The sequence below is a fragment of the Gammaproteobacteria bacterium (ex Lamellibrachia satsuma) genome, from assembly GCA_019623805.1.
Taxonomy (GTDB): domain Bacteria; phylum Pseudomonadota; class Gammaproteobacteria; order Chromatiales; family Chromatiaceae; genus QGON01.
In genome coordinates, this window is the sequence record CP053680.1 from 2639767 (window position 1) to 2662430 (window position 22664).

21 protein-coding genes and 1 pseudogene are annotated in these 22664 nt (G+C 56.0%); 4 read left to right on the plus strand and 18 right to left on the minus strand.

Annotated features, from left to right (window positions below; genetic code table 11):
* Window positions 1-32: 32 nt before the first annotated feature.
* Entirely contained in the window at window positions 33-401 is a 369-nt protein-coding gene (gene soxX, locus HPY30_11555; GenBank protein ID QYZ66563.1) for a sulfur oxidation c-type cytochrome SoxX, read from the minus strand.
* A gap of 283 nt (window positions 402-684) precedes the next feature.
* Here soxX and HPY30_11560 point away from each other — a divergent pair, with 283 nt between their 5' ends.
* Window positions 685-1473: a hypothetical protein gene (locus HPY30_11560; protein QYZ66564.1), complete on the plus strand. Its 789-nt coding sequence runs from the start codon at window positions 685-687 to the stop codon at window positions 1471-1473.
* Here the strand turns inward: HPY30_11560 and HPY30_11565 are convergent.
* Window positions 1470-2276: a hypothetical protein gene (locus HPY30_11565; GenBank protein QYZ66565.1), complete on the minus strand. Its 807-nt coding sequence runs from the start codon at window positions 2274-2276 to the stop codon at window positions 1470-1472. The two genes, HPY30_11560 and HPY30_11565, sit on opposite strands and share 4 nt — an antisense overlap.
* Window positions 2277-2619: 343 nt before the next feature.
* Here HPY30_11565 and HPY30_11570 point away from each other — a divergent pair.
* Window positions 2620-4288, plus strand: a pseudogene (locus tag HPY30_11570) (V-type ATP synthase subunit A).
* Between the two features lie 297 nt (window positions 4289-4585).
* Window positions 4586-6928, plus strand: a complete 2343-nt coding sequence (locus HPY30_11575; protein ID QYZ66566.1) for a fatty acid cis/trans isomerase — start codon at window positions 4586-4588, stop codon at window positions 6926-6928.
* Between the two features lie 47 nt (window positions 6929-6975).
* Here HPY30_11575 and HPY30_11580 read toward each other — a convergent pair whose 3' ends face one another.
* From HPY30_11580 to HPY30_11600, 5 genes are all read right to left on the minus strand, one after another.
* Window positions 6976-7440: a hypothetical protein gene (locus HPY30_11580; GenBank protein ID QYZ66567.1), complete on the minus strand. Its 465-nt coding sequence runs from the start codon at window positions 7438-7440 to the stop codon at window positions 6976-6978.
* 152 nt (window positions 7441-7592) lie between these two features.
* Window positions 7593-8642 (minus strand): ABC transporter ATP-binding protein, encoded by a 1050-nt coding sequence (locus HPY30_11585; protein ID QYZ66568.1) that lies wholly within the window; start codon window positions 8640-8642, stop codon window positions 7593-7595.
* On the minus strand, window positions 8635-10308 hold the full coding sequence (locus tag HPY30_11590) for an iron ABC transporter permease (protein QYZ66569.1): 1674 nt from the start codon (window positions 10306-10308) through the stop codon (window positions 8635-8637). The genes HPY30_11585 and HPY30_11590 overlap by 8 nt, the downstream gene beginning before the upstream one ends.
* Complete coding sequence (locus tag HPY30_11595; GenBank protein ID QYZ66570.1) at window positions 10299-11333, minus strand: Fe(3+) ABC transporter substrate-binding protein; 1035 nt, start codon at window positions 11331-11333, stop codon at window positions 10299-10301. The genes HPY30_11590 and HPY30_11595 overlap by 10 nt, the downstream gene beginning before the upstream one ends.
* 214 nt (window positions 11334-11547) lie before the next feature.
* Complete coding sequence (locus HPY30_11600) at window positions 11548-12036, minus strand: WbuC family cupin fold metalloprotein (GenBank protein ID QYZ66571.1); 489 nt, start codon at window positions 12034-12036, stop codon at window positions 11548-11550.
* A 76-nt stretch (window positions 12037-12112) separates the two neighbouring features.
* On the opposite strand from HPY30_11600, the gene HPY30_11605 reads away from it, so the two are divergent.
* On the plus strand, window positions 12113-12298 hold the full coding sequence (locus HPY30_11605) for a hypothetical protein (GenBank protein QYZ66572.1): 186 nt from the start codon (window positions 12113-12115) through the stop codon (window positions 12296-12298).
* A gap of 126 nt (window positions 12299-12424) precedes the next feature.
* Here HPY30_11605 and lnt read toward each other — a convergent pair whose 3' ends face one another.
* From lnt to HPY30_11660, 11 genes are all read right to left on the minus strand, one after another.
* The gene (gene lnt / locus HPY30_11610; GenBank protein ID QYZ68018.1) at window positions 12425-13915 is read right to left on the minus strand and encodes an apolipoprotein N-acyltransferase; all 1491 of its coding nucleotides are present in this window, start codon (window positions 13913-13915) and stop codon (window positions 12425-12427) included.
* A 38-nt stretch (window positions 13916-13953) separates the two neighbouring features.
* Entirely contained in the window at window positions 13954-14415 is a 462-nt protein-coding gene (gene ybeY / locus HPY30_11615; GenBank protein ID QYZ68019.1) for an rRNA maturation RNase YbeY, read from the minus strand.
* Window positions 14416-14450: 35 nt separating this feature from the next.
* A complete protein-coding gene (locus HPY30_11620; GenBank protein ID QYZ66573.1) occupies window positions 14451-15446 on the minus strand; it encodes a PhoH family protein in 996 nt (331 codons plus the stop codon).
* Window positions 15447-15566: 120 nt separating this feature from the next.
* Window positions 15567-16130 carry a hypothetical protein gene (locus HPY30_11625; protein ID QYZ66574.1) on the minus strand — a complete coding sequence of 188 codons (564 nt, stop codon included), beginning with the start codon at window positions 16128-16130 and terminating at the stop codon, window positions 15567-15569.
* Between the two features lie 38 nt (window positions 16131-16168).
* Window positions 16169-17524 carry a tRNA (N6-isopentenyl adenosine(37)-C2)-methylthiotransferase MiaB gene (gene miaB, locus HPY30_11630; GenBank protein ID QYZ66575.1) on the minus strand — a complete coding sequence of 452 codons (1356 nt, stop codon included), beginning with the start codon at window positions 17522-17524 and terminating at the stop codon, window positions 16169-16171.
* Window positions 17525-17604: 80 nt separating this feature from the next.
* Entirely contained in the window at window positions 17605-18231 is a 627-nt protein-coding gene (gene gmk / locus HPY30_11635; protein ID QYZ66576.1) for a guanylate kinase, read from the minus strand.
* Window positions 18232-18274: 43 nt separating this feature from the next.
* Window positions 18275-18994 carry a M48 family metallopeptidase gene (locus HPY30_11640; GenBank protein ID QYZ68020.1) on the minus strand — a complete coding sequence of 240 codons (720 nt, stop codon included), beginning with the start codon at window positions 18992-18994 and terminating at the stop codon, window positions 18275-18277.
* A 166-nt stretch (window positions 18995-19160) separates the two neighbouring features.
* Entirely contained in the window at window positions 19161-20768 is a 1608-nt protein-coding gene (locus HPY30_11645; GenBank protein ID QYZ66577.1) for an EAL domain-containing protein, read from the minus strand.
* Window positions 20765-21511, minus strand: a complete 747-nt coding sequence (locus tag HPY30_11650; protein ID QYZ66578.1) for an MBL fold metallo-hydrolase — start codon at window positions 21509-21511, stop codon at window positions 20765-20767. The genes HPY30_11645 and HPY30_11650 overlap by 4 nt, the downstream gene beginning before the upstream one ends.
* A gap of 276 nt (window positions 21512-21787) precedes the next feature.
* On the minus strand, window positions 21788-22237 hold the full coding sequence (locus HPY30_11655) for a hypothetical protein (GenBank protein ID QYZ66579.1): 450 nt from the start codon (window positions 22235-22237) through the stop codon (window positions 21788-21790).
* Window positions 22234-22560 carry a hypothetical protein gene (locus HPY30_11660; GenBank protein ID QYZ66580.1) on the minus strand — a complete coding sequence of 109 codons (327 nt, stop codon included), beginning with the start codon at window positions 22558-22560 and terminating at the stop codon, window positions 22234-22236. Before HPY30_11660 ends, HPY30_11655 begins: the two co-directional genes overlap by 4 nt.
* Window positions 22561-22664: the final 104 nt, after the last annotated feature.

Sequence of the window (22664 nt, forward strand, 5' to 3'; positions counted from 1 at the left end):
CAATAGGGTTCGGTGGCTTAAGAGTGGATCGCTCACAGGGACCAGACGAACTCAACGACTTTTTCGAGTTCTGCGCCTGAGAGGATATTGTGCCGGCCGAACGGCGGCATAGAGGATTCCGGGTTTTTTACGGTGGCATCCGAAATCTGAGCCTTGAGATCTGCTTTGTTTTTAAAACGGGACTGCATAGCGCCCAGCGGTGGGGCAATATTGCCTGCGGCTTTGCCGCCTGCAATTGCATGGCAGGCCAGGCAGTTGCCTTTTTTCCGGCTGAAAGCGATTTTCTTACCCTCTTCGACCATGCTGGGGCCTGCTGCCGAGGCTACGGGAACCAGCGCCAGTTGCCCGGCCAGCAGTACGCCGGCGCTGGCTATTCCAAGCAGTTTAGTGCTTATTGTCATTACATCCTCCAATCTTGGTGGAACGATAGTGTCCGGAACCCCGCTTTCATCACAGGGTGAGTCGAATAGAAGAGGAACCGGAAATTGAGTAGTCGTTGTCTCTAATGGACAATCAAACATGACTGTAGTGATAGTGACGCGGAAAAGGAAGTGAGGAAAGTGGAAGAATCAGGAAATCGTATAGCGGTTTACCTTAATAAATTTCCTTATCTGTCGCATAGTTAGGTTGTGATCGTGAAAAATTAGGGGCTGATGTTTTGTATTTAACCCGGAACTATTGCAGATGAAGTTGTTCAGTTTTCGGAACTTTCGTGTCCTGGTTCTGCTGATTCTGCTAGCCACAGCGGCTATTTACACTCACGGCCAGCGCCTGGATTCAACAGACTGGATCGATCCGCTGGAGGTGATGGTCTTTCCCATCAATGGTGATGAGGATCCGGGAACAGCCGTTTATATCAAGGGACTGACCGATGCGGATTTTGCGCCTATCGACAGATTCACCGGACGACAAGGTGAAAAGTACGACTTGCTGGCTGACCCACCGACCCTTACTCGTATTGGCCCTCTGGTATCTTCCGTGCCCCCCGAACCTCCTGAAATTGGTGCGAACGTGTTGAGCAGTGTCTTCTGGAGTCTGAGAATGCGCTATTGGGCCTGGAAGCATACTCCGGATGATGTTTCAAACCGGGAGCGGGTGAGGATCTTCGTGCGTTATCAACAGCCGGATGGCGGAGAGCCTTTGGTGCATTCACTCGGTTTGCAGAAAGGGTTGCTGGGCCTTGTGTATGCTTTTGCTGATGAGTCTCAGAACGCGAGGAACAACCTCGTGATAACCCATGAGTTGCTGCACACAGTGGGTGCCACCGACAAATACGGTCCGGGTGGTGTGCCTCTCTTTCCTGACGGTTTCGCTGAACCCGATAGAAAGCCTTTTTTCCCCCAACGCCGCTGTGAAATCATGGCAGGACGGGTGATGCTGTCCGAAGAGGTGGTGGAGATGGCTTCAGGCCTGCGGCAGTGTCTGGTGGGAAAGGCGACAGCGCGTGAGATCGGTTGGATTGAGGGTGATTAAGGCGTCTTGCTTTGGGTTGCACCATCGAAACCCAGTTCGGTTGATGAGAGTGCCTCGTTGCTCTTTTCGCGTTCTGTTTTGATCGAATAGAGGTCAGTGCCGAACCTTCTGGAGCCAAAGAGCAAAGAGGGGTTGTTGCGATGCCGATCGATAAGACGGCCGTTCGAACCGAAAGCGTAGCGTAGTCCCAGAAAGATATACTCGTGGTCATTTTTCCCCATCGCCGCCGATCCCATTAAAGTCAGGCCCGGCATGGCGTCGGCAGCGGGTTGCACTTCAAATCCCAAGTGTCCCATTGGTTCGCCGTTGATCTGCGCTGCGCCGCCCTGAATAGAGAGGATCTCGAATGGGTAGAGACCGATGTCGGCAAAGAGGTTGAATTGATTGTCCACGTCCCCGGTCTGATACTCCACACCTCCGCTGAGGGTGGTAATGGAGTTGTACCACTTTCCATCCAGTCCAAACCGGTTGACGTTAGCCGTACCCCACTGGAGGGTGGAGGCGCTGGCATCGAGCAGGCCCTGTTGCGGGTCGCTCCAGAAGACGTGCCCGCCAAGTCCGGTTACGCTGTCGTCTTCAAATTTTCCCAGGGTCCTGTCGATCTGCAATGAATAGGAGTCGGAAAGGGGAAGGCTGTAGTCGTCCATGAGAAGATTGGCGTTGTCCGGAGTGAGCAGACTGCTCACGTTGTCGCCCACTCCATCCCGGTTGAGTGAGGAATCATCAGCCACCGCGATTGCCGTGACCATGAGGAAGGTCAGGATGCATAGTAGTCGATGTATTAATCCGGTTTTCACGCTCATTACCCTGTCACTGTTACATTGATGCTGCCTTGGTATTCCTCGAAATTATGCTGATTTCAGCGACTGAATTGCTTCCCGCAAACAGCCTTTGAGTACCAAGTGTAGCAGTCAAAATTGAGTCAGATAGTGAACGGGGTCGTCAATTGGGAATATTTCAGTGGAAGGGTAAGATTGCTGTTTGATCCGTGATTGGAAATGCCGCCGTGTATGGGCGGATATACCCTGTGACGTCTATACTGTGGCTGGAAAATCCGCTCCCGTGGCAGTACCTTAAATAGTACTGGCTCGGATTACGATTCGTTGTCAATCCGTGAGTTATTGTCGAAAAATGGGATCTTCAGACATGACCGATGCCGACAAATTGGCCGAGGTGGTCGCCGTCCAGGAGGACATTATCACCATCGAGGTGCCGGAAACCGGTGTCCAGCCGCTGGTGAAGAATGAAGTGATCTATGTTCTGCCGCACCGGCAGGCTGAAGGCAGACAGGAGCGCCTCAAGGCAGAGGTGTTGCGGGTCGAGGGGCGCCGTGCAGTGGCACAGGTCTTTGAGAGCACCCGGGCGGTTGGTATTGGCGATCCCGTGGAGTAGTCCGGCAGGATGCTTTCGGTTACTCTGGGTCCGGGCCTGCTGGGGCAGGTATACGATGGTCTGCAGAATCCCCTTGAAGGTCTCTCCATCAATTTCGGTAACTTTCTGCCTCGCGGCGTGGATCTGCCCGCCCTGGATCAGACCAGCCACTGGTCCTTCTTGCCCTGTGTGGAGACCGGCGCGGTGCTGCGTCCTGGTGATACCCTTGGCACAGTGCAGGAAGGACGCTTTACCCACAAGATCATGGTGCCGTTCGGTGAACGGGACGAGGTGACGGTGAGCTGGATTCAGCAGGGGACCTTCACGGTGGACATTCCGGTGGCGCGGATCCGGGACCAAAAGTGCCGGGAGCGAGCGGTCACTTTGGCGCAGGAGTGGCCGGTACGCCGGGTGCTGCCGGAGCGGCTGACCCGGCGAGGCAGCAGCAAACGGCTCTTTCCCGATGAGCCTTTGATCACCGGGCAGCGCTTGATCGACACTTTCTTCCCCATCGCCCATGGCGGCACCGGCTGTATTCCCGGCCCGTTCGGTGCCGGGAAAACGGTCCTGCAGAGCCTCATTTCCCGTTTTTCGGCAGTGGACGTGGTGATTGTAGTGGCCTGTGGCGGCGCGGGAGGCCTCGATCTATACCGGCATCACCCTGGGGGAATACTATCGGCAGATGGGATTCGATGTGCTGCTGATCGCTGACTCCACCTCCCGCTGGGCTCAGGTGATGCGCGAGACTTCTGGCCGTATGGAGGAGATCCCGGGTGAGGAGGCCTTTCCCGCCTATCTCGATTCATCCGTGCGGGGTATCTACGAGCGGGCCGGCATGATGCAGACCAACGACGGCTCGGTGGGCAGTCTGACCATGATCGGCACCGTCTCACCGGCCGGAGGCAACTTCGAGGAGCCGGTCACCCAGTCGACCTTGGGCACAGTCAAATGTTTTCTCGGCCTGAGTGCGGAACGGGCCTACAAACGATTCTATCCGGCTGTCGATCCCCTGCTCTCCTGGTCCCGCTACCATGAACAGCTGCGTCCCTGGTATGAGTTGAATGTATCCTCGGGATGGAGTAACCGGGTGGCGGAGATGACCGACCTGCTGGCAAGGGGGGAGCGTGTCACCCAGATGATGCAGATGACCGGCGAGGAGGGTATTACCCTGGAGGATTTTGTCTGGCAGCAGAAGGCCCTTTTTCTCGATATGGTTTTCCTGCAGCAGGATGCGTTCGACAAGGTGGATTCCAATTCCACACTGGAGCGCCAGGCGGAGATATTTAATCAGGTCTATGAGATTGTCGGCAACACCTATGCCTTCACCGACAAGGATGAGGCGCGCGGCCATTTCACCCGATTGACCGGCCTGTTCAAGAACTTGAACTATGCCGGTCAAGATGAACCCCAGTATGGGGAGTACATAAACAGATTGCTGATTTGACTGGAGCGAAGGTGGTCTCGTCTGCTGAAGTGGCTTGAGCTATCATGGTGCGCGGGTTGCACCCAAGGAGGTTGTCGGATTTAACACTGTTTGGCTGCAAATCCCTGGATGGCGATCAACTCAGCTTATCAAACTCGTTAAATAGGCCCACTATTCGCCTCGTTCGATAAACTGATTTGATTCGCCCCCAGTGATTTTCGCTTCAAACTGATAAACCCGACAGCCTCCTAGGTTCTGAAGTCGTGTGATGTTGGTTGGCACGTTGAGTTAGTTCATCTCAGGAAGAGAGTTGTAGTCATGCCCTGGTTGTATCCAATTGTTGCACTTTTCTTTCTCTCCGCGTGTGGGCAGGTATCGCGTCCGCAAATTGAAACGCCGGACCTCACGCCGCTCTTCGCAGAGATGCTGGAAACAACGAAAAACCAACCCCCGGTCGATTACCGGCAGCAGGTCAAACCGATCCTGGAGCAGCGCTGTGTGGTCTGTCATGGCTGTTACGACGCCCCTTGCCAGCTCAAACTGAGCGCCTATGAAGGATTGGCAAGAGGCGGCAGCAAGCAGGAGGTCTATGACGGTACTCGATTGATCTCTTCCAATCTCACACGCCTCTTCGAGGATGCCAAGACAACAACGGAGTGGCGTGAAAAGGGTTTTTTTCCGGTTCTCAACGAGGCGGAAAAGAGTGCCAGGGCCAATCTGGAAAACAGTGTAATGGCCGGTATGTTGGCACTCAAACAGTTGCATCCCCTGCCGGACGAAAAACGTCTGTCTGAGAGTTTTGATCTGAAACTGGATCGCGATCAGCAGTGTCCCAAACAGAGCGAATTCGCCGGTTTTAGTGCCATCTACCCGCTCTGGGGCATGCCATACGGTCTGCCCGGACTGGCTGACGAGGAGTACAGGACACTGCTCAACTGGCTCGCCCAGGGGGCTGAACCGGGCCAGCGCAGACCACTGTCAAATCAGATTCATCAGCGAATCTCGACATGGGAGGGCTTTCTCAACGGCGACTCTCTGAAACATCAATTGATGAGCCGTTACCTTTTCGAGCATCTTTTTGTCGCCAACCTCTATTTCGAGGATCTGGACAGGCGGGTATTCTTCAAGCTGGTTCGCTCAGCCACTCCGCCGGGTGAGTCCATTGAACGGATCGTGACCCGCCGGCCTTATGACGATCCGGGTGTCGATCGGGTCTACTATCGCCTGGCGCGGGTGAAGACAACCATCCTGGCAAAGACCCACCTGCCCTACGCCTTGAGTCCAGCCCGACTGGTGCGGCTGGGTGAGCTGTTTATTCAACCGGATTACCCCGTCACCCGGCTGCCCTCTTATGCGGTGAAGGAGGCGTCCAATCCCTTCATTGCATTCTCTGAACTGCCGGTGGATGCACGCTACCGTTTTCTGCTGGATGATGCTCGCCACTTCATCAACGGCTTCATCAAAGGGCCGGTTTGCCGCGGACAGGTGGCCCTGAACGTAATCAACGACCATTTCTGGGTCTTTTTCATTGATCCGGACAGTCCGGTGATGCAAAACGAAGGCAATGCGCTGTTGCTCAAGGAGAGCAATGATCTTCGTCTTCCTGCACAGGATGAGAGTAATTCGATCCCGCTGCTCAGTTGGCTGAAGTACGCCAGATCCCGCAAGGCCTATCTGCAGGAGAAGCGGGAATACATGCGTGAGCAGTTTCCCGATGCAGGGGATGTCAATATCGACCTTGCCTGGAGAGGCAATAGCAATGCGGCGTTGACGGTCTTTCGCCACTTTGACAGTGCGACGGTCGTAGAAGGACTGGTGGGAGAGAACCCCAAGACCGCATGGGCCATCGGTTATGCGCTGTTCGAACGGATTCACTATCTGCTGGTGGCCGGCTTCGATGTCTATGGCAATGCGGGGCACCAGCTGAACACCCGGCTCTATATGGATTTTCTGCGCATGGACGGCGAATTCAACTTTCTCATGCTGCTACCCAGGGAGGTCCGCAGGGAGCAGTGGGACTACTGGTATCGCGGCGCTCATGACAAGGTCAAGGAGTTCATCGATGAGCGCCATATCAATTTTGATCAGGATACCGGGATCACCTATCTGACAGATAATCCCAAGCGCGAGCTGTTCGGCATGCTGAAGGAGTATCTTGGTGAGAATAACGCATCCCGTTATCGGTTGGACAGGGCGCGCGATGGATTGAACATTGCGATGCAGATGGAACGGTTGCAGGGCCTGGACGGGCTAACGGCCTCACTACTGCCCCAGGTCAGTTTCATGGAGATCAGGTTGAATGAAGGGGAGAGCCGCTACTTCACCCTGATCCACAACAATGCTCATATCAACATCACCCACATGTTCAAAGAGGAGAAGGCGCGACTGCCGGAAGAGGATACCCTTACGGTGGTGCCGGGGTTCATCGGTGCTTATCCCAACAGTTTTCTCAGAATAGACCGAGAGGAACTGCCACTCTTCATCGACCAGGTTGAAGCGTTAAGCAACGAGGTCGACTACAGTGACCTGCTTGACCGGTTCGGCATCAGACGCACCAGTGACAGGTTTTGGGACTACAGTGACCGGCTGCATACCGCCTATAGAAAGGCCGCACCCGTTGAGTCCGGGCTGTTTGATTACAATCGGTTGGATAATCGATAGGTTTGAGCAGATCTCCATTTGTCCCTTGTCTGCCGCATGCGTAACGCTCACGGTTCTCTGCCGATCACCTGTTCTTTGGGGATCCTGTCGGCGATAGTCCGGCCCAATTGTTCCAGCTCTCCGTAGCCCTCCAGTCGTATGCCCCGGTTACTCTTCAGCTTCAGCTGGATATGCTGAAGCTCTCCCTTACGGCGGTAGAAGGTGAGCATGATGATATCCTTCACATCCAGTACCGATTTCTCACCATGGGTCCAGAATAAGACCTTATCCTCATCTATCTCGATCCGGTGATCCCTGACCAGGCGAAGGTAGCGCTTGTAGCGGTAGTAGTTGATGAGGTTGCCGAGGACGACAAAGGCGGCCACGGACCATAACAGTACGTCATCATAGGTTTCGGGATATCGCATATGCCCGGTAACGATGGCGGTAACCAGCAACAGACTGAAAAAGGCGCCCAGCAGGATATTTTTCTTGCGAACCTGAAGCGATGTTTCACTGACGGTATAGTTCATAAATCAAGTTTCGGAGGTCGTGGTGGTTGGCATGGGGTGTGGCTTCTTTAATGTGACGAAAGTAGGGTGCAACCCACGCACCATGATTGCTTATTCCGGCGCGCACAGCACACCCTACCAGAACGCAGGGTGCGCCGCGCGCACCATGATTGCTAAATTGACTCTGCAACAGGAAACAGCACCGTGTGATCCAGATCCAGTCCCACGGAGAGGCTTTCCCCCAGCGGAAAGTTATCCCGTCCGTGGGTGATGTAGAGGATCTCAGTACCGCTCTGTAATCTCAACCGGTAGAGGATATCCGCGCCGCGGAACGCCTTGCCGGTCACTTCGGTGGTCACGCCATCAGCCTGACGGACCACGTCGTCGGGTCGCAGCAGTATTTCCATGTTGCCGGTTTTCGATACCCCTGTGCCGACCACCGGTATTGGCCCCAGCTCACTGATCAGTCTGCCCCGGTTGTCCCTCACCACCGGCAGTAGAGCACCCTGGCCGATAAAACCTGCCACGAAGCGGTTTGCAGGGGTATGGTAGAGGTTGAAGGCGGTGTCCCACTGTTGGATGAAGCCGGACTGCATCACTGCGATCCGATCCGCCATGGCGAATGCTTCATGCTGGTCATGGGTGACCAGGAGGGCAGTGGTACCTTCGCGCTTCAGTATCTCCCGCACCTCTCTGGCCAGGTTCTCCCGCAGGTCCACATCCATGCTGGAGAAGGGTTCGTCCATCAGCAGCAGTGACGGCTCCGGTGCCAGCGCCCGGGCGAGGGCGATGCGCTGCTGCTGCCCGCCGGAGAGTTGGTGGGGAAAGAGCGAACCGGCGTCCGGCAGTTCCACCAGTCGCAGCAGTGACTCGATGCGATTGCGCTGCTCCTTGCCGGGTCGGTCGGCGATACCGAAGCCGATGTTGTCCGCCACATTCAAATGGGGGAAGAGGGCGAAGTCCTGAAACACCATGCCGATGTGGCGTTGTTCGGGGGCGAGGATTTTACCGGGGCGGCTCACAGTTGACTGTTTGAGGTCAATACTGCCGGCACGGATCGGCTCGAATCCGGCGATGGCGCGCAACAGAGTGGTTTTTCCGCAACCGGATGGACCTAGCAGACAGCCGATCTCCCCGGCCTGCAGGTCGTAGGTGACCCCTTTTACGACTTCGATGTTTTCGTAGGCGATGTGCACATCGTTGAGCGCCAGCAGTTTATTCATGGGGCTCTCCGGATTTTCGGATGGCGCGGCTGAGCAGGATTACCGGCACAATACCCACTACCACAATGGAGAGGGCGGCGATGGACGAATCGGCCAATCGTTCGTCCGAGGCGAGTTCATAGGCTCTGACGGCGAGGGTGTTGAAATTGAAGGGGCGTAGAATCAGGGTTGCAGGCAGCTCTTTCAGTACGTCCACGAAGACCAGCAGCATGGCTGTCAACAGTGCGCCGCGCATCATTGGCAGATGGATGCGTCGCAATACCTTTCCCGGTGCCAGTCCCAATGAGCGTGCGGCATCATCCATATTGGGAGTGATCTTCGACAGGCCAGACTCCACCGACTGCAGGGAGACTGCAAGAAATCGCACCGCATAGGAGAAGAGCAGCGCGAATACAGTGCCGCTGAGCAGCAGGCCGGTGGAAAGGTCGAAGGTGCCGCGCATCCACTCATCCAGGGTATTGTCGAACCAGGCAAAAGGCAGCATCACTCCCACCGCGATCACCGTGCCGGGGATGGCGTATCCCATGGCGGAAAAGCGTACTGCGATGGCTACCGGTTTCGAGGGGTGGAGGCGCTGGCCATATCCCAGGAAGAGCGCCAGCATCAGGGTGAAGATTGCGGCGGCGCTCGCCAACAGCAGGCTGTTACCCGCCAGCTGCAGGAAGCTCAGGTTGATTGCCTCTTCCGCGATGGAGAGCGCCCATACCAACAGTTGACCTGCCGGTATAAGGAAGCCGAAGAGCAGAGGGACTGCGCAGATGCTGAATGCCGCGTAACGCTGCCAGCCCCTGAGCGGGTGATGGACCGGGTGGCGATGGCGTCCACCGGTCTGATAGAAACGCTGGCGGCGGCGTGAATAGTGTTCCAGCAGAATCAGGATGAATACAAAGCTCATCAGGAGCGCGGCAAGCTGGGCAGCGGCGGCGCTGTCGTTGAGGCCGAACCAGGTGCGGAAGATGCCTGTGGTGAAGGTGCTGATACCGAAATACTGCACTGTGCCGTAGTCCGCCAGGGTCTCCATCAGGGCCAGGGAGAGGCCGGTGACGATGGCGGGCCGGGCCAGGGGCAGGGCGATGGAGAGAAATACCTTCAGCGGGCCAGCCCCCAAGGAGCGGCCTGCCTCAAGGGTTGATGACGACTGCCCCAGAAAACTGCTGCGCGCCATCATGAAGACGTAGGGATAGAGCACCAGGGAGAGCATGATGACTGCCCCGCCCAAGGAGCGGACCTCAGGAAAATAGTAGTCTCCCACCTCCAGTCCGAAGCTGTCACGCAGCCCGGTCTGAAGCGGACCGGCAAAATCGAGTAGACCGGTGTAGGTGTAGGCAATGATGTAGGCCGGTATCGCCAGAGGCAGCAACAGGCTCCATTCAAAAAAGCGGCGGCCGGGAAAGTCGTAGACTGCGATGACCCAGGCGGTTGGGATACCAAGCAGCAGCACTCCGAATGCGACGCCTAAAACCAGCAGGGCCGAATTGCTCAGATAGTCTGCGAGTACCGTCTCTGCAAGGTGGCTCCAGACCTCCCCTGCAGGGACGAAGATGAAGCTGAAGACGGTGAAGACCGGCAGCGCCAGCACCAGGGCAGAGAGCAATACACCAGCCTGCCAGAAGCCGGGCCGGTGTAGCGCCGTACGGTCTGTGGTTCTGAGAGTCGCTACTTCCACCCGGCTCGATCCATGATCCTCACTGCTGCTGCATTATTCTGACCGAGTTTGGCCAGATTCAGCCGGTCCGCCTTGAAGCTGCCCCACTGTTTGAGCAGGTCACTCCACTCGACCCCCTCTCGAACCGGGTACTCATGGTTGGCCTCGGCGTACCATGACTGTGACTCAGGTGTGACCAGGAACTCCATCAGCCTGATGGCGTTGGCCCTGTTTATCGCGGCTTGGGTCAACGTGACCCCACTGATGTTGACGTGGGCGCCACGATCGGACTGGTTGGGCCAGAAGATGGCGACCTTTTGCGCTGCAGCCTGTTGTGACTGATCTTTCCCTTTGATCATCTTGCCCAGATAGTAAGTGTTGGCAATAGCGATGACACACTGGCCTGCCGCTGCAGCCTTGATCTGGTCGCGGTCTCCGCCTTTGGGTTTGCGGGCGAGATTTTTCACCAGGCTGTCGGCCCAGACCTGGGTTTCATCCTTGCCATCGTGGGAGAGCATGGAGGCAACCAGCGACTGGTTGTAGATATTGCCGGAGGAGCGGATACAGATCTTTTTAGCCCATTTTGGATCGGCTAGTGCCTCATAGGTGGAGAGTTCGTCTGCCGACACCTTGCCTTTGACATAGATGATGGGGCGTGCCCGCAGGGAGAGTCCAAACCAGTGGCCCTCCGGGTCACGATAGGCGGCGGGAATGGTATCCCTGAGCTTGATGGAGGAGACACTCTGGGTCACGCCGGAACTTTTAGCCCGGTAGAGTCGCCCTGCATCGGTGGTGATGAGCAGGTCTGCGGGACTGTTTCTGCCCTCCAGTTGCAACCGTTTCAACAGGGCATCGGCCTTGCCTGTCACCAGGTTGACCTGTATGCCGGTCTGCGCGGAGAAACGGTCAAGCAGTGGCTTGATCAGCGCCTCCTTGCGTGCTGAGTAGAGGTTGACCTCTTCGGCGGCAAAGGCCGTGTTGGAGAGTGAGGTCGCAGCAACCAGGGCCGCCAGTAGGGAAGTAATGGAGAGGGATGCCTTTCTCATGGGAAAATAGAACTCCGCGGTACGTAATGATAATGAGAAAGATTCTCAATACTTTTTGTGAGAAAGTCAACAGCGAGTCTGCAGAGGGGTAGAAAAGGGAGTTACGAGGAGAGAAAATGCAGGCCGGTTCAAGCTTGGCGGAACCGGCAAACACAGTTTGTTCTTCCGGGTGATTGCCTTATCCGCCAGGCTTGATCAGGCCTACGAACCCGTGTCACAAAGCTGGGACACGATCACCGGGCTGCGCTGTGCGGTACCACTGTTCCATTGGATCCGCCCCCGCTGAGTTTTCAAGGGGTGCCCAGGCGGCGAAATTCTTCTCTGCAACGGGTTTGAACGGCCCCTTCTTGAATTCAAACACCACTGTGTCGGGCGCCAGAGCTACCAGTCCGTGCCAGTCTCCCTCGGGCAGTTCCACGCCATGCACCGGTCCACCGGCCTTCAATTCTGTGCGGCTGAGCAGTACGCCATTGTCGTCAAAGGTGAGATAGGCCAACTCACCCTGGAGCACCATCAGCATCTCCCACGTGGCGGGATCTGCATGCCGGTGGGGGCGATAGTAGGTACCGGGCTGCATCGCCATGGCGAGTCGCTGTACACTGGAGTCTGAACTCGGGTGAAAACAGTGATGGGCGCGCAACCGGGGGGAGGTGCGAGCGTCTTCAATCAGTTGGTTGGTGACGGATTCATCAAGCAGTTTCATCGATGCGTTCTTAATGTTGTGATGGAAGAGCCAGTTTATGTCCTGTTGGTCTCAAATCAAAATTCCAGCATGGTGGATGGTCTTGGGGCTGTCGCTACTGCAGGGGTGCGCCGACAGTGAAGCGCCGCAGGATGCGGGACAGGATTTCTGGAGCAGTGAACAAGAGGCGGTGTTCCAGCTTCGAGAGGTGATCAAGTACGAACAGGACCGACAGTATCAGAAGAAGACGCGTTTGCAGTCTCTGGGCGTTGAGTCCGAATAGGCGTTTATTGCTGGTCTCTATGTAGGGTGCGCTGTGCGCACCATGATTGCTGTAGCTGGTGATTCTGGTGCGCATGGCGCACCCTACGTTAGTTGCTACAATTATTCGCTTGTTTACGGAAAGACACTAACTATCTGATCGCCTTGGTCTTCGATGCGCGCAGGGATAGGCGAACATCAGACTCATCAGCAGCAGTGTGAGGATCGGGAGATTGCCCAGGCTGGCATAGGGTGTGCTGCCGGACATGGGCTGTATCTCCCCCAGCAGGACATCTTTTTTCAGCAGAGGTGAAACCTTAACCAGGCCGCCATGAGGATCGATGATTGCAGACACGCCGGTGTTGGTCGAGCGCAGTAGATAACGTCCCGTCTCCAGCGCTCGCATGCGGGCAATCTGCAGATGCTGGTGAGGTGCCAGAGAGTCTCCGAACCAGGCATCGTTGCTGGCGTTGATTAAATAGGCCGCCTCCGGCAACGCCTGGATCATCTCATTGCCGAAGGCGTCCTCGTAACAGATCGACATGCCGACCTGATGATTGCCGATAGTCATCAAAGGCTTGGCTGAGGTACCGGCAGAAAAATCCGACATCGGAATGGTGAGGAAATTTACGAGGGGATTGAGTATCGACTTGAAGGGCAGAAACTCGGTGAAAGGAACCAGATGATGTTTGTAGTAGTAGTCGCGCAGACCACCGGCGCTGACCATGGTGTTGAAGTAGGTCTGTCTCGCCTCATCCATTCGAACCACCCCAAATACCAGATGAGCGTCGTTGTTCTCCAGCGCGGACTCAAGCGGCTGGACAAATGGTTCGTCTACCTGGGAAAGGAAGGCAGGTATGGCAGTTTCCGGCCAGATGATGAGATCGTTGTCTAGATGGATGCGGGTCTCGGTAGCGTAGAGCCGCAGGGTGTCCAGCAGTTGATCCGGTTGCCACTTCTTCTCCTGGGGAATATTGCCCTGGATCATAGCGACCCGCAGAGGATCGCCGTAGGGTTGAGTCCAGGATACTTGCTGCAGACCCCAGCCGACGCTCCAGAGTAGCAGGGCAGCGAGTGCCGCCCGGTATTTTCCAGCCGATAAAACAAGCGTCAGCAGCAGACCGGCGGAGAGTGCAGCAGCCCAGCTGCTGCCCAGCGCCCCCAGTAGTGGACTATAACCTGCAAGGGGTGAGTCGATCTGTGAGTGGCCGAGCTGTAACCAGGGAAAGCCGCTGAGAAACCAGCCCCGAAACCACTCTGAGGCTACCCAGATGGCGGGATAGATCGCCAGCAGGCGCAGGCTTGTGCTGTTTTCGAAACGGCTTGCGAGCCAACCGGCCAAGCCGTAGTAGAGGGCCATTATCAGGACGAAGAGGGCGGTGATCAACAGAGGTGGAAACCAGCCGAGGTTGCCGAACTGGGCGATGCTGATGTGCAGCCACGAGACGCCGCTGCCCATCAAGCCAATGCCGTAGATGAGTCCAAGCTGAAAACCGCTCCAGCGCCTGTTTTTCAGCCAGAGCAGGAAAAGTACCGCCGGTCCGACAATGGCCAGAGGCCAGATATCGAAAGGTGCAAAGGCAAGGGTGGTTACTGCACCCGAAAGCAGCGCCAGCAGAGCGCCCGGCCCGGTTTCGATCCACTGGAGGAGTCTGGACCGGTAGGGTTCGGTTTGAATCACAGAGATGATTCCTCGTAGGGATCTCTGAATCCCAAACCGCACAGGATCTGCCGCTCCCGGGTCTCCATGACCTCAGCATCATTTTCGTCAAGATGGTCGAATCCCTGCAGATGCAGCATCCCGTGTACCGTCATGTGTGCCCAGTGGGACAGGGCCGATTTGTTCTGCGCTTCAGCCTCCCGTATCACCACGGGTGCGCAGATCACCAGATCCCCCAGCAGGTTACTGGGAACTTGCGGGGGAGCTTCGAAAGGGAAGGAGAGTACATTGGTGGGACGATCCTTGCCGCGATAATCACGGTTCAGCATCTGGCTTTCTGTTTCATCGACGAGGCGAATCACCACCTCTGCTGCTTTCGTCCTCTTTACCAACGCCGCCTGAGCCCATTGGATGAATGCCTCCTTCGACGGCAGATCGAGAGTCTCGGTGGCGTGTTGGATTTCAATTTCCAAGTGCATGGGAGGAGGGAGAGTCGTCTGAAAAAGTCCCTTGGTCAACTGTCGGATTTTCCGCTTTCACCTGTTTGGTCAAAGTCGTCATAGGCGCGAACGATCCGTTGTACCAGGTGATGACGCACCACATCGCGGGCATTGAAAAAGGTGAAGCTGATGCCGTCCACCTGGTCCAGAACCTCAACGGCCTGACGCAGGCCCGAGCGCTGGCCGCGTGGCAGGTCGATCTGGGTGACATCGCCGGTGATAACGGCAGTGGAACCGAAGCCGATACGGGTGAGAAACATCTTCATCTGTTCCGGCGTGGTGTTCTGGGCTTCGTCCAGAATAATGAAGGCGTCGTTGAGGGTGCGCCCTCGCATATAGGCAAGTGGCGCCACTTCGATGACGTTGCGCTCAATCAGCTTGCTGACCTTCTCGAAGCCGAGCATCTCGTAGAGTGCATCGTAGAGTGGCCGCAGATAGGGATCTATCTTCTGTGCCAGATCGCCGGGCAGGAAGCCGAGCCGCTCGCCAGCCTCCACAGCAGGACGTACCAGGAGGATACGCCGCACCTGGTCCCGCTCCATGGCCTCCACTGCGCAGGCGACCGCCAGGTAGGTTTTGCCGGTGCCGGCAGGGCCCACGCCGAAGTTGATGTCGTGAGTCAGGATCTTGTGCAGATACTCCTGCTGATTGGGGCCCCGGGGGCGTATCAGCCCCCGCCGGGTCTTGATGACCGTCTCCGGTACATCAGCCGGTTTGTCTGTCTGAACCTGTGCGTCGATGCCGGACTCCTGCAGGAAAAGATGTACACGTTTTGGGTCGAGAATCTCATCTTGCGCAACGCCATAGAGATTCTGCAAAACCTGCTTGCCGCCACGCACGGCATCTGCTTCACCAATCAGACGAAAATGGTAACCCCGGTTGCTGATCTCTATGCCCAGGCGGCGTTCGATCTGACGCAGATGTTCATCGAGCTGGCCGCAGACATTGGCAAGCCGTTCGTTATCTTCAGGTTCGAGGGAGAAATCGAGAGAATCGGGATGGTCAGACAAAGGAGATACCGGGTTGGAGAGGATTTTAGTCAAGAGCGGATAGTCTAACTGCAATTGCCACAGCCAGCCAGATACTGTTGCCGGATCCGCTACGCTTGGTCCGGCCTACGTACTATGAACTCAACGTAGTACGTTTTTTTGGGCAATGGTTTCACCAGCGCCGCTGATTGCATCACCGTATCCCCAGGTTCCGACGATCCGATTATCCTCGGCTACCGTGATGCCCCTGCCGGCGTATTCTCCCGCCTGCCAGCTGTAGGTCAGGATATTGCCGTTCACAGTGCCTTGCAATTTACCGTTCTCCGCTCCACCGGAATAACTCCCGGTCACACGATTGCCCGTTTGTTGCAGGGTGAACTGAATGCTGATGCTTTCAGAGCCTTCAGTCATGATACCTGTGTAGCTGCCGTGAAACAGTTTAGGCACTGGAGGCGGGGTTGGTTTTCTTTGCGTTTTGGCAAGATAGGTGACTGGATCTTTTCTTGTAGGTTGCGCTACCGGCTGTGGGTCAGCCTTCGGTTGGCTGACTTGCGGTTTGATCGGTTCTACCACCACCGTTTTGGATTGCTGCGCAGGCGGGAAGATCTTGTCCCAGTTGGCGATAACCCCACCTCCCAGTATACCGGCAAGGCCGATCAGTGCGACGATGATCTGTGTGTTGCCGCCCTTGTTCTCTCCGCTCATCTGTTGCTCCGGAATCGTTTCCTTCTCGGGAATTAAGTTTATCCCAAATTTGCGCTTTGTTCCGCCAGAGTCTGTTCGATTTCACCACGCAGCGAATTGGGTAGTGCCTCTGTAATGCGCAGATCGACGAATTCACCAATCAGTTCAGCCGGCCCGCTGAAGTTAACCACCCGGTTGTTTTCGGTGCGGCCGGCCAGTTGCTTCGGGTCTTTGCGGGAGGGGCGTTCCACCAGAACCCGCTGCAGGGTCCCCACCATCTGGCGGCTGATGCGCTGGGCCTGGGTATTGATCAACTGCTGCAGCCGTTCCAGACGCTGCTGTTTGACCGCCAACGGAACATCGTCGGGCAGATCCGCTGCCGGCGTGCCGGGGCGGCGACTGTAGATGAAGCTGTAGGAGTTGTCGAAGCCGATCTCCTCGATCAGTTTCAGGGTCTCTTCGAAGTCGGCCTCTGTCTCACCGGGAAAGCCGACGATGAAATCGGATGAGATGGTGATGTTGGGGCGGACCTCCCGCAAGCGGCGAATCCTGGTCTTGTATTCGACGGCCATATGGCCGCGTTTCATCATCGCCAGCACCCGGTCGGAGCCGGACTGTACCGGCAGGTGCAGGAAACTGACCAGCTCCGGCACCTCGCCGTAGACATCGATCAGGCGATCAGAGAAGGCAAGAGGATGGGAGGTGGTGAAGCGGATGCGGTCGATGCCGTCGATGGCCGCAACATATTCGATCAGTAGCGCCAGATCGGCGTTTTCGTCGTCGTGCATGGCGCCCAGATAGGCGTTGACGTTCTGTCCCAGCAGATTGACCTCGCGCACCCCCTGGGCGGCAAGCCCGGCCACCTCGGCGATCACATCGTCGAAGGGACGGCTGATCTCCTCACCGCGGGTGAAGGGGACGACACAGTAGGTGCAGTATTTCGAGCAGCCCTCCATGATGGAGACGAACGCGGTCGGACCCTCTGCCCGTGGCTCCGGCAGACGGTCGAACTTTTCGATTTCGGGGAAGGAGACATCCACCACCGGATGGTGCTCGGTACGTGCCTCCCTGATCATTTGTGGCAGGCGGTGCAGTGTCTGAGGGCCGAAAATCAGATCCACATAGGGCGCCCGCTCGCGGATCGCCTCGCCCTCCTGACTGGCGACGCAGCCGCCGACACCGATGATCAGGTTCGGGTTCTTCTCTTTCCAGGGGCGCCAGCGGCCAAGTTGCGAGAAGACCTTCTCCTGCGCCTTTTCCCGTATCGAACAGGTATTAAGCAGCAGTACGTCCGCCTCTTCCGGCTTATTGGTGATCTGCAGACCTTCCGCCTCGCGTAAACCATCCGCCATACGGGCGGAGTCGTATTCGTTCATCTGGCAGCCGAAGGTCTTGATGTAGAGTTTGCCGGTCATGGATGGCCTGGGTTTCTGGAAAAAACGCTATTTTAGCCCCATCTCCGTAACTGGCCAACTTGTGTAGGATGTGGGAGTCCCTAAACTTCCCCGAGCAGCGACCTGATGCGTTCCGCGTGGCGTGCCTGCTGTCCAGGGAGATGGAGACGGTGGGTGGTGATGATGCCCTTTAGCTCAGCGAGAGCCGTTTCAAAATCATCATTGATGACCAGATAGTCGAACTCGGCATAGTGAGACATCTCACTAACCGCCTCCTGCATGCGGGCCTGGATGATCGATTCGTCGTCCTGGCCCCGTCCGTCGAGGCGTTCCCGCAGGGCTGCCAGGCTGGGCGGCAGGATAAAGATGGAGACGGCCTCGGGAAAGAATTTGCGTACCTGTTGCGCGCCCTGCCAATCGATCTCCAAAACCAGCTCCTGTCCGGTCTCCAATTTTGAACGAACCTCGGACTCGGCGGTGGCGTAGAAGTTGCCGAATACCTCGGCGTGCTCCAGAAATGCCTTGCTTTCGATCATGTGCAGGAAGCTGGCGTGATCGGTGAAATGGTAGTGGACGCCATCCTCTTCGCCGGGACGTTTGGCGCGGGTGGTATGAGAGACCGAAACCATCAACTCACTGTCCTGGTCCCGCAGTGCCTTGAGCAGGCTTGTTTTGCCTGCGCCGGACGGGGCGGAGAGGATGTAGAGTGTGCCGTTGGCTGTGGACATGCTGGATTCCTGTGTCATTTCTCTGTGGTGGACGGAGATACTATCAGAAATCGAAACTTGGGCGCTCTCCCTTGGCCGTGTAGTAGGGCATCATTTCGGTGGCCAGTCGGGAGAGAGTCTCTTTGCGGTTTTCCGGAGCGGGATGAGTACTGAGAAACTGTGGCGGGCGGCTCTCCGAGAGTTTGCCCATCTTCTCCCAAAGCGTGGCGGCGGCCCTGGGGTCGTAGCCGGCCTTGGCGGCAAGTTCGATGCCGATCCGATCCGCCTCGGTCTCTGCGGTACGGCTGTTGGGCAGATCTATGGCCAGCTTCGCCGCGACCGCCGCACCCGCCATGGTGGCGCCCCGGTTGTCCGATGCGATGCCTATGGCAAGTACGCCAAGGGAGGTGGCCATCGCAACCGACATCTTTTCCGCCGAATGTTTGGCCAATGCATGGCTGATCTCGTGGCCCAACACCTGAGCCAGTTCATCATCCGAGGGTTCAATCTGCTCAACCAGTCCGGTATAGAGCGCCATCTTTCCCCCAGCCATCGCCCAGGCATTGACTGTTTCAGGATCGTCGAGAATCTTCATGCTCCATTCCCAGTCCTTTGTTTCCGGGCGCATTATCACCGCTTGGGCAATGAGGCGTGCCGTGATTTTATGAACCCGTGCCTTGAGTTTCGGGTCGTTATCCAGCTTGCCCTCGTCCGCGTAGGGTTTGAGCATCTGCACATAGGCCGTTTTAGACGAGGCGATGGCCTGGTCCTCCGAGACGATCATGAACTGCCTGCGGCCGGTGGGGCTTGTGGCGCATGCAACCAGAAGGGTCAGCAGCAGGCTGATGGCGATAATTTTGAGTTTCACGGTGTTGACTACCCGGTTGGCGCTGAATGCAGAGTGGCCTACTTTAACCTGAATCCGTGCAGTGGCCTAAAGCGCAGACTGCTTAAATCTGGAACTGGTCACAGGGGACGGGCTTGCCGTAGAAATATCCCTGAACGTCATTACAACCGACGCCGGTGAGAAAGTTGGCCTGGGCCTCCGTCTCCACTCCTTCGGCAACGATTGAGAGTCCCAGTGTGTGGCCCATAGCAATGATGGCGCGGATGATGGCCATGTCGTTGGGGTCTCCAGGGATGTCGCGAACGAAGGAGCGGTCGATCTTGAGGCGGTCGATGTGGAAGCGTTTCAGGTAGGCCAGGGATGAATAACCGGTACCAAAGTCATCGATAGCCAGGGAGATGCCCAATGATTTGAAGGCATCGGCGACCAGGCTGACCTTCTCGTGCTGGCCGATCAGGGCGCTTTCCGTGATCTCAAGTTCCAACCGGTCGGGAGAAAGTCCGCTCTCCTCCAGTGCCTGTCTGACGACCGAATAGGTCTCCTCCTGCATTATCTGAAGTGCGGATAGGTTGACCGAAATGCGACCTTTCAAGCGTCCTTCGTCGAACCATTTTTTGGCTTGGTGGCAGGCTGATTTAATGACCCATGCGCCGATGGGAATGATCATTCCGGTCTCTTCCGCCAGCCAGATGAAATCGGCTGGAGAGACCAGGCCGCGCTCAGAATGATTCCAGCGAATCAGCGCCTCAGCCCCTGATATCCGGCCGCTGTTCAGGTCAAACTGGGGCTGATAGAAAAGTTCAAATTCATCGCGTTTCAGGGCCAGGCGCAGTTGATTTTCCAGTGAGAAGCGTGAGTTGGCCGAAGCAGTCAGCTCCCTGGTGTAAAAATGGAATGTGTTTTTACCTTCCGCCTTAGCCCGGTACATGGCGGTGTCGGCATTTTTCAGCAGGGTAACAGGGTCGTCGGCATCTCCAGGGTAGAGGCTGATGCCGATGCTGGCGGTCAGATAGATACTGTCCTGCGTCAGCTCAAAAGGCGGTAGAAGATTCTGCTGGATCTTATGTGCAACATGAGCGGTCAATTCATTATGTTCGATGCTCTCCAGGATGACGGCAAATTCATCACCTCCCAGACGGGCCAGAGTATCCTCAGTACGCAGACTAAGCAGGATACGTTGTCCGACCTGCCTGAGCAGTTCGTCTCCAACCGGGTGGCCTGCGGTGTCGTTGATGTTCTTGAAACGGTCCAGATCGATGAGCAGCAGGCCGACTTTACTGCTTTCCCTGTCAGCGCGGGCCAGGGCATGCTTCAATCGGTCATTGAAGAGAAAACGGTTGGGCAGGCTGGTCAGTGAGTCGTAGTGGGCCAGTTTTTCAAACGCCTCGGTGCGTTCCTCGACCTTCAACTCGAGCAGATCCCGGTCGACTTCGAGTGCCTTGTTCTGCTCTCCCAGCTTTTGCAGCTCCCGTTCGATGATCTGTCTCTGCTTCTCCGCCTTCTTGGTGCGTTCCGCCAGGTCGGTTGACAGATCAGCCAGCTCCTGGCGGCTGTTGTTCATGTCATGGATGGTCTCAATCAGCAGCTGGGATTTGACTTGGGAGAGATAGGCGAGACAGCGCATGCGCAGGGTCTTCTCCACCAGGTTTTTGTTGATATCCTGGACGTCGGCGACATGCTGTGAACCGACCTGAACAATGTTCTCTGTCATTGGTCGGGTCCGGTATCAATCAGATCGATGCCACAGGGAAGGGCCTTGAGATGATCGATAGCCCGTTGGATGTCACGGCCTTCGAGGATGGAGCCGTGTTGCGGCAGGATTCGGTCCAGATCCATCTTTTCAAATCTCTCCATGCAGTGTTTGAGAATCTGATTGCTCGGCATATAGTTCTGGTGGAATGGAACCATTGGCGAAAGAAAGTCACCTTCGGCAAACAGCGACCAATCCTGGGAGATGGCGGCAAAGATATCGCTGGTAAAAAGGCTGCGGGTTTTGGTGTCGTAGGTGACGATGGCGCCGGGTGAGTGGAGGTAGGGGGTGAAGAGAAACTCCAGTCGGCGTCCGCTTTTCAGGGTCAGCGCGTAGTCATGCTCATCCACCGGGTAGAGCTCAGAACGCAGGCCCAGGTGACGTATCAGGCGAAGGCTGTTGCTATGGCCGACGATCTTCAGATCGTTACGGTTAATGACATCTTCCACCACAGCCAGGTTCCCGCAGACATCCGGATCCTGATGTTGGGCGATGATGTAGGTGATATCCTCCGGATTGACCAGCTCCATTACCTTGCGCATCACCACCGGAAAGTGGGGGATGGAGCCGGGGTCGATGAAGACAATGTCCTCTTCATCGATGATCAGATAGGGATTGCAGTGCAACTGGGCCGCCTCATCGTAGAAACCAACCCAATAGATTTCGCGGGTCGCAGCGACGGGACTGTTATAGTCGATTTTCATGCGTTATCCATTCAGCGGAAATTGGCAGACAGTATAATGATTAACCGCTATTTTTGTAATGAAATAAGAGTGGGATTTTCCTTCGCTCAGGTGACCTCCACGGAGAATAGTGCCACGGGAACGCCTGCCAACGCATCCGCCTCCTCACCTTCGGCGGATTGAAAGGGCTGACCTTGGTAATGGATTTATCTTATCCAGTAGTTTTACCGCAGATTATCTCCTGGACACCCAGAATACAGAGACCGTCCAGCACGCCACTCGACTCACGCAGATATTTCAGACCTCTTCATCTTCAGCGAAGTCCATGCTTGCATAGGGATCTGTTTCCAGTTTGTTAGCTATCTCTCCGGCAATGAGATAAAGACCGATAATATCATTATCCTGATCTGTGCCTGTATGACTGAAAACCTCTGCTATGTCCCGCAAAATATCTGCGGAATGCTGCAGGAGTCCCATATCCATATCATCACGGAAATCATTCGCTGTTTCCCATCTACTATAAACTTCCGTGGACATTGCTTGTAATTTCGTTAACTGCTGTTGCTGTTCTTCACTTGAAGCATCCATGCCTGCGCCTGCTGCAGCATTCCTGAATATTCCAATTGCCAGATCCAGCCAGGTTGATCGGGATAATTTTTCCACAGCACTACTGAGATTGAGAACCTTAGACTGAAGGGCTTCCCGCACGAGTTCATATCTCTCGTGGCCCTCCTTGCTCTCAATCAACGACAATCCCTGCGTATACCAGTCCAGCCCTTTTCCATTTCACCAAGATGCACCTCGTTCGTTCCTGATTTCTCATACAAGCGGCAAAGATCGAGCACATTGTCATGCGACCGCTCACGCAGGTGCAGGTGAATGGCCAGGGTCTTGCCATACCATTTCCCGGCATCATGATGCTCATCATTTTGACTGCAAATATCTCCAATATTCTCATACGAAATGGCAGCCAACTGCAGGTGTGATGTGTTTGCAGCGTCCCCTATAAATTCCTCACTTGTCTGCACCGCCTTGATATACCAGTTCCTGGCCTCTTCCTGGTTCTGCACGTCACTGGCAATATCGCCAGATACCAGCTGAATATAGAAAAGGTCATAATATGATTGGATGATGGTAGACTGGCTCCCAACTTGTATACATACATCCAGGGCCT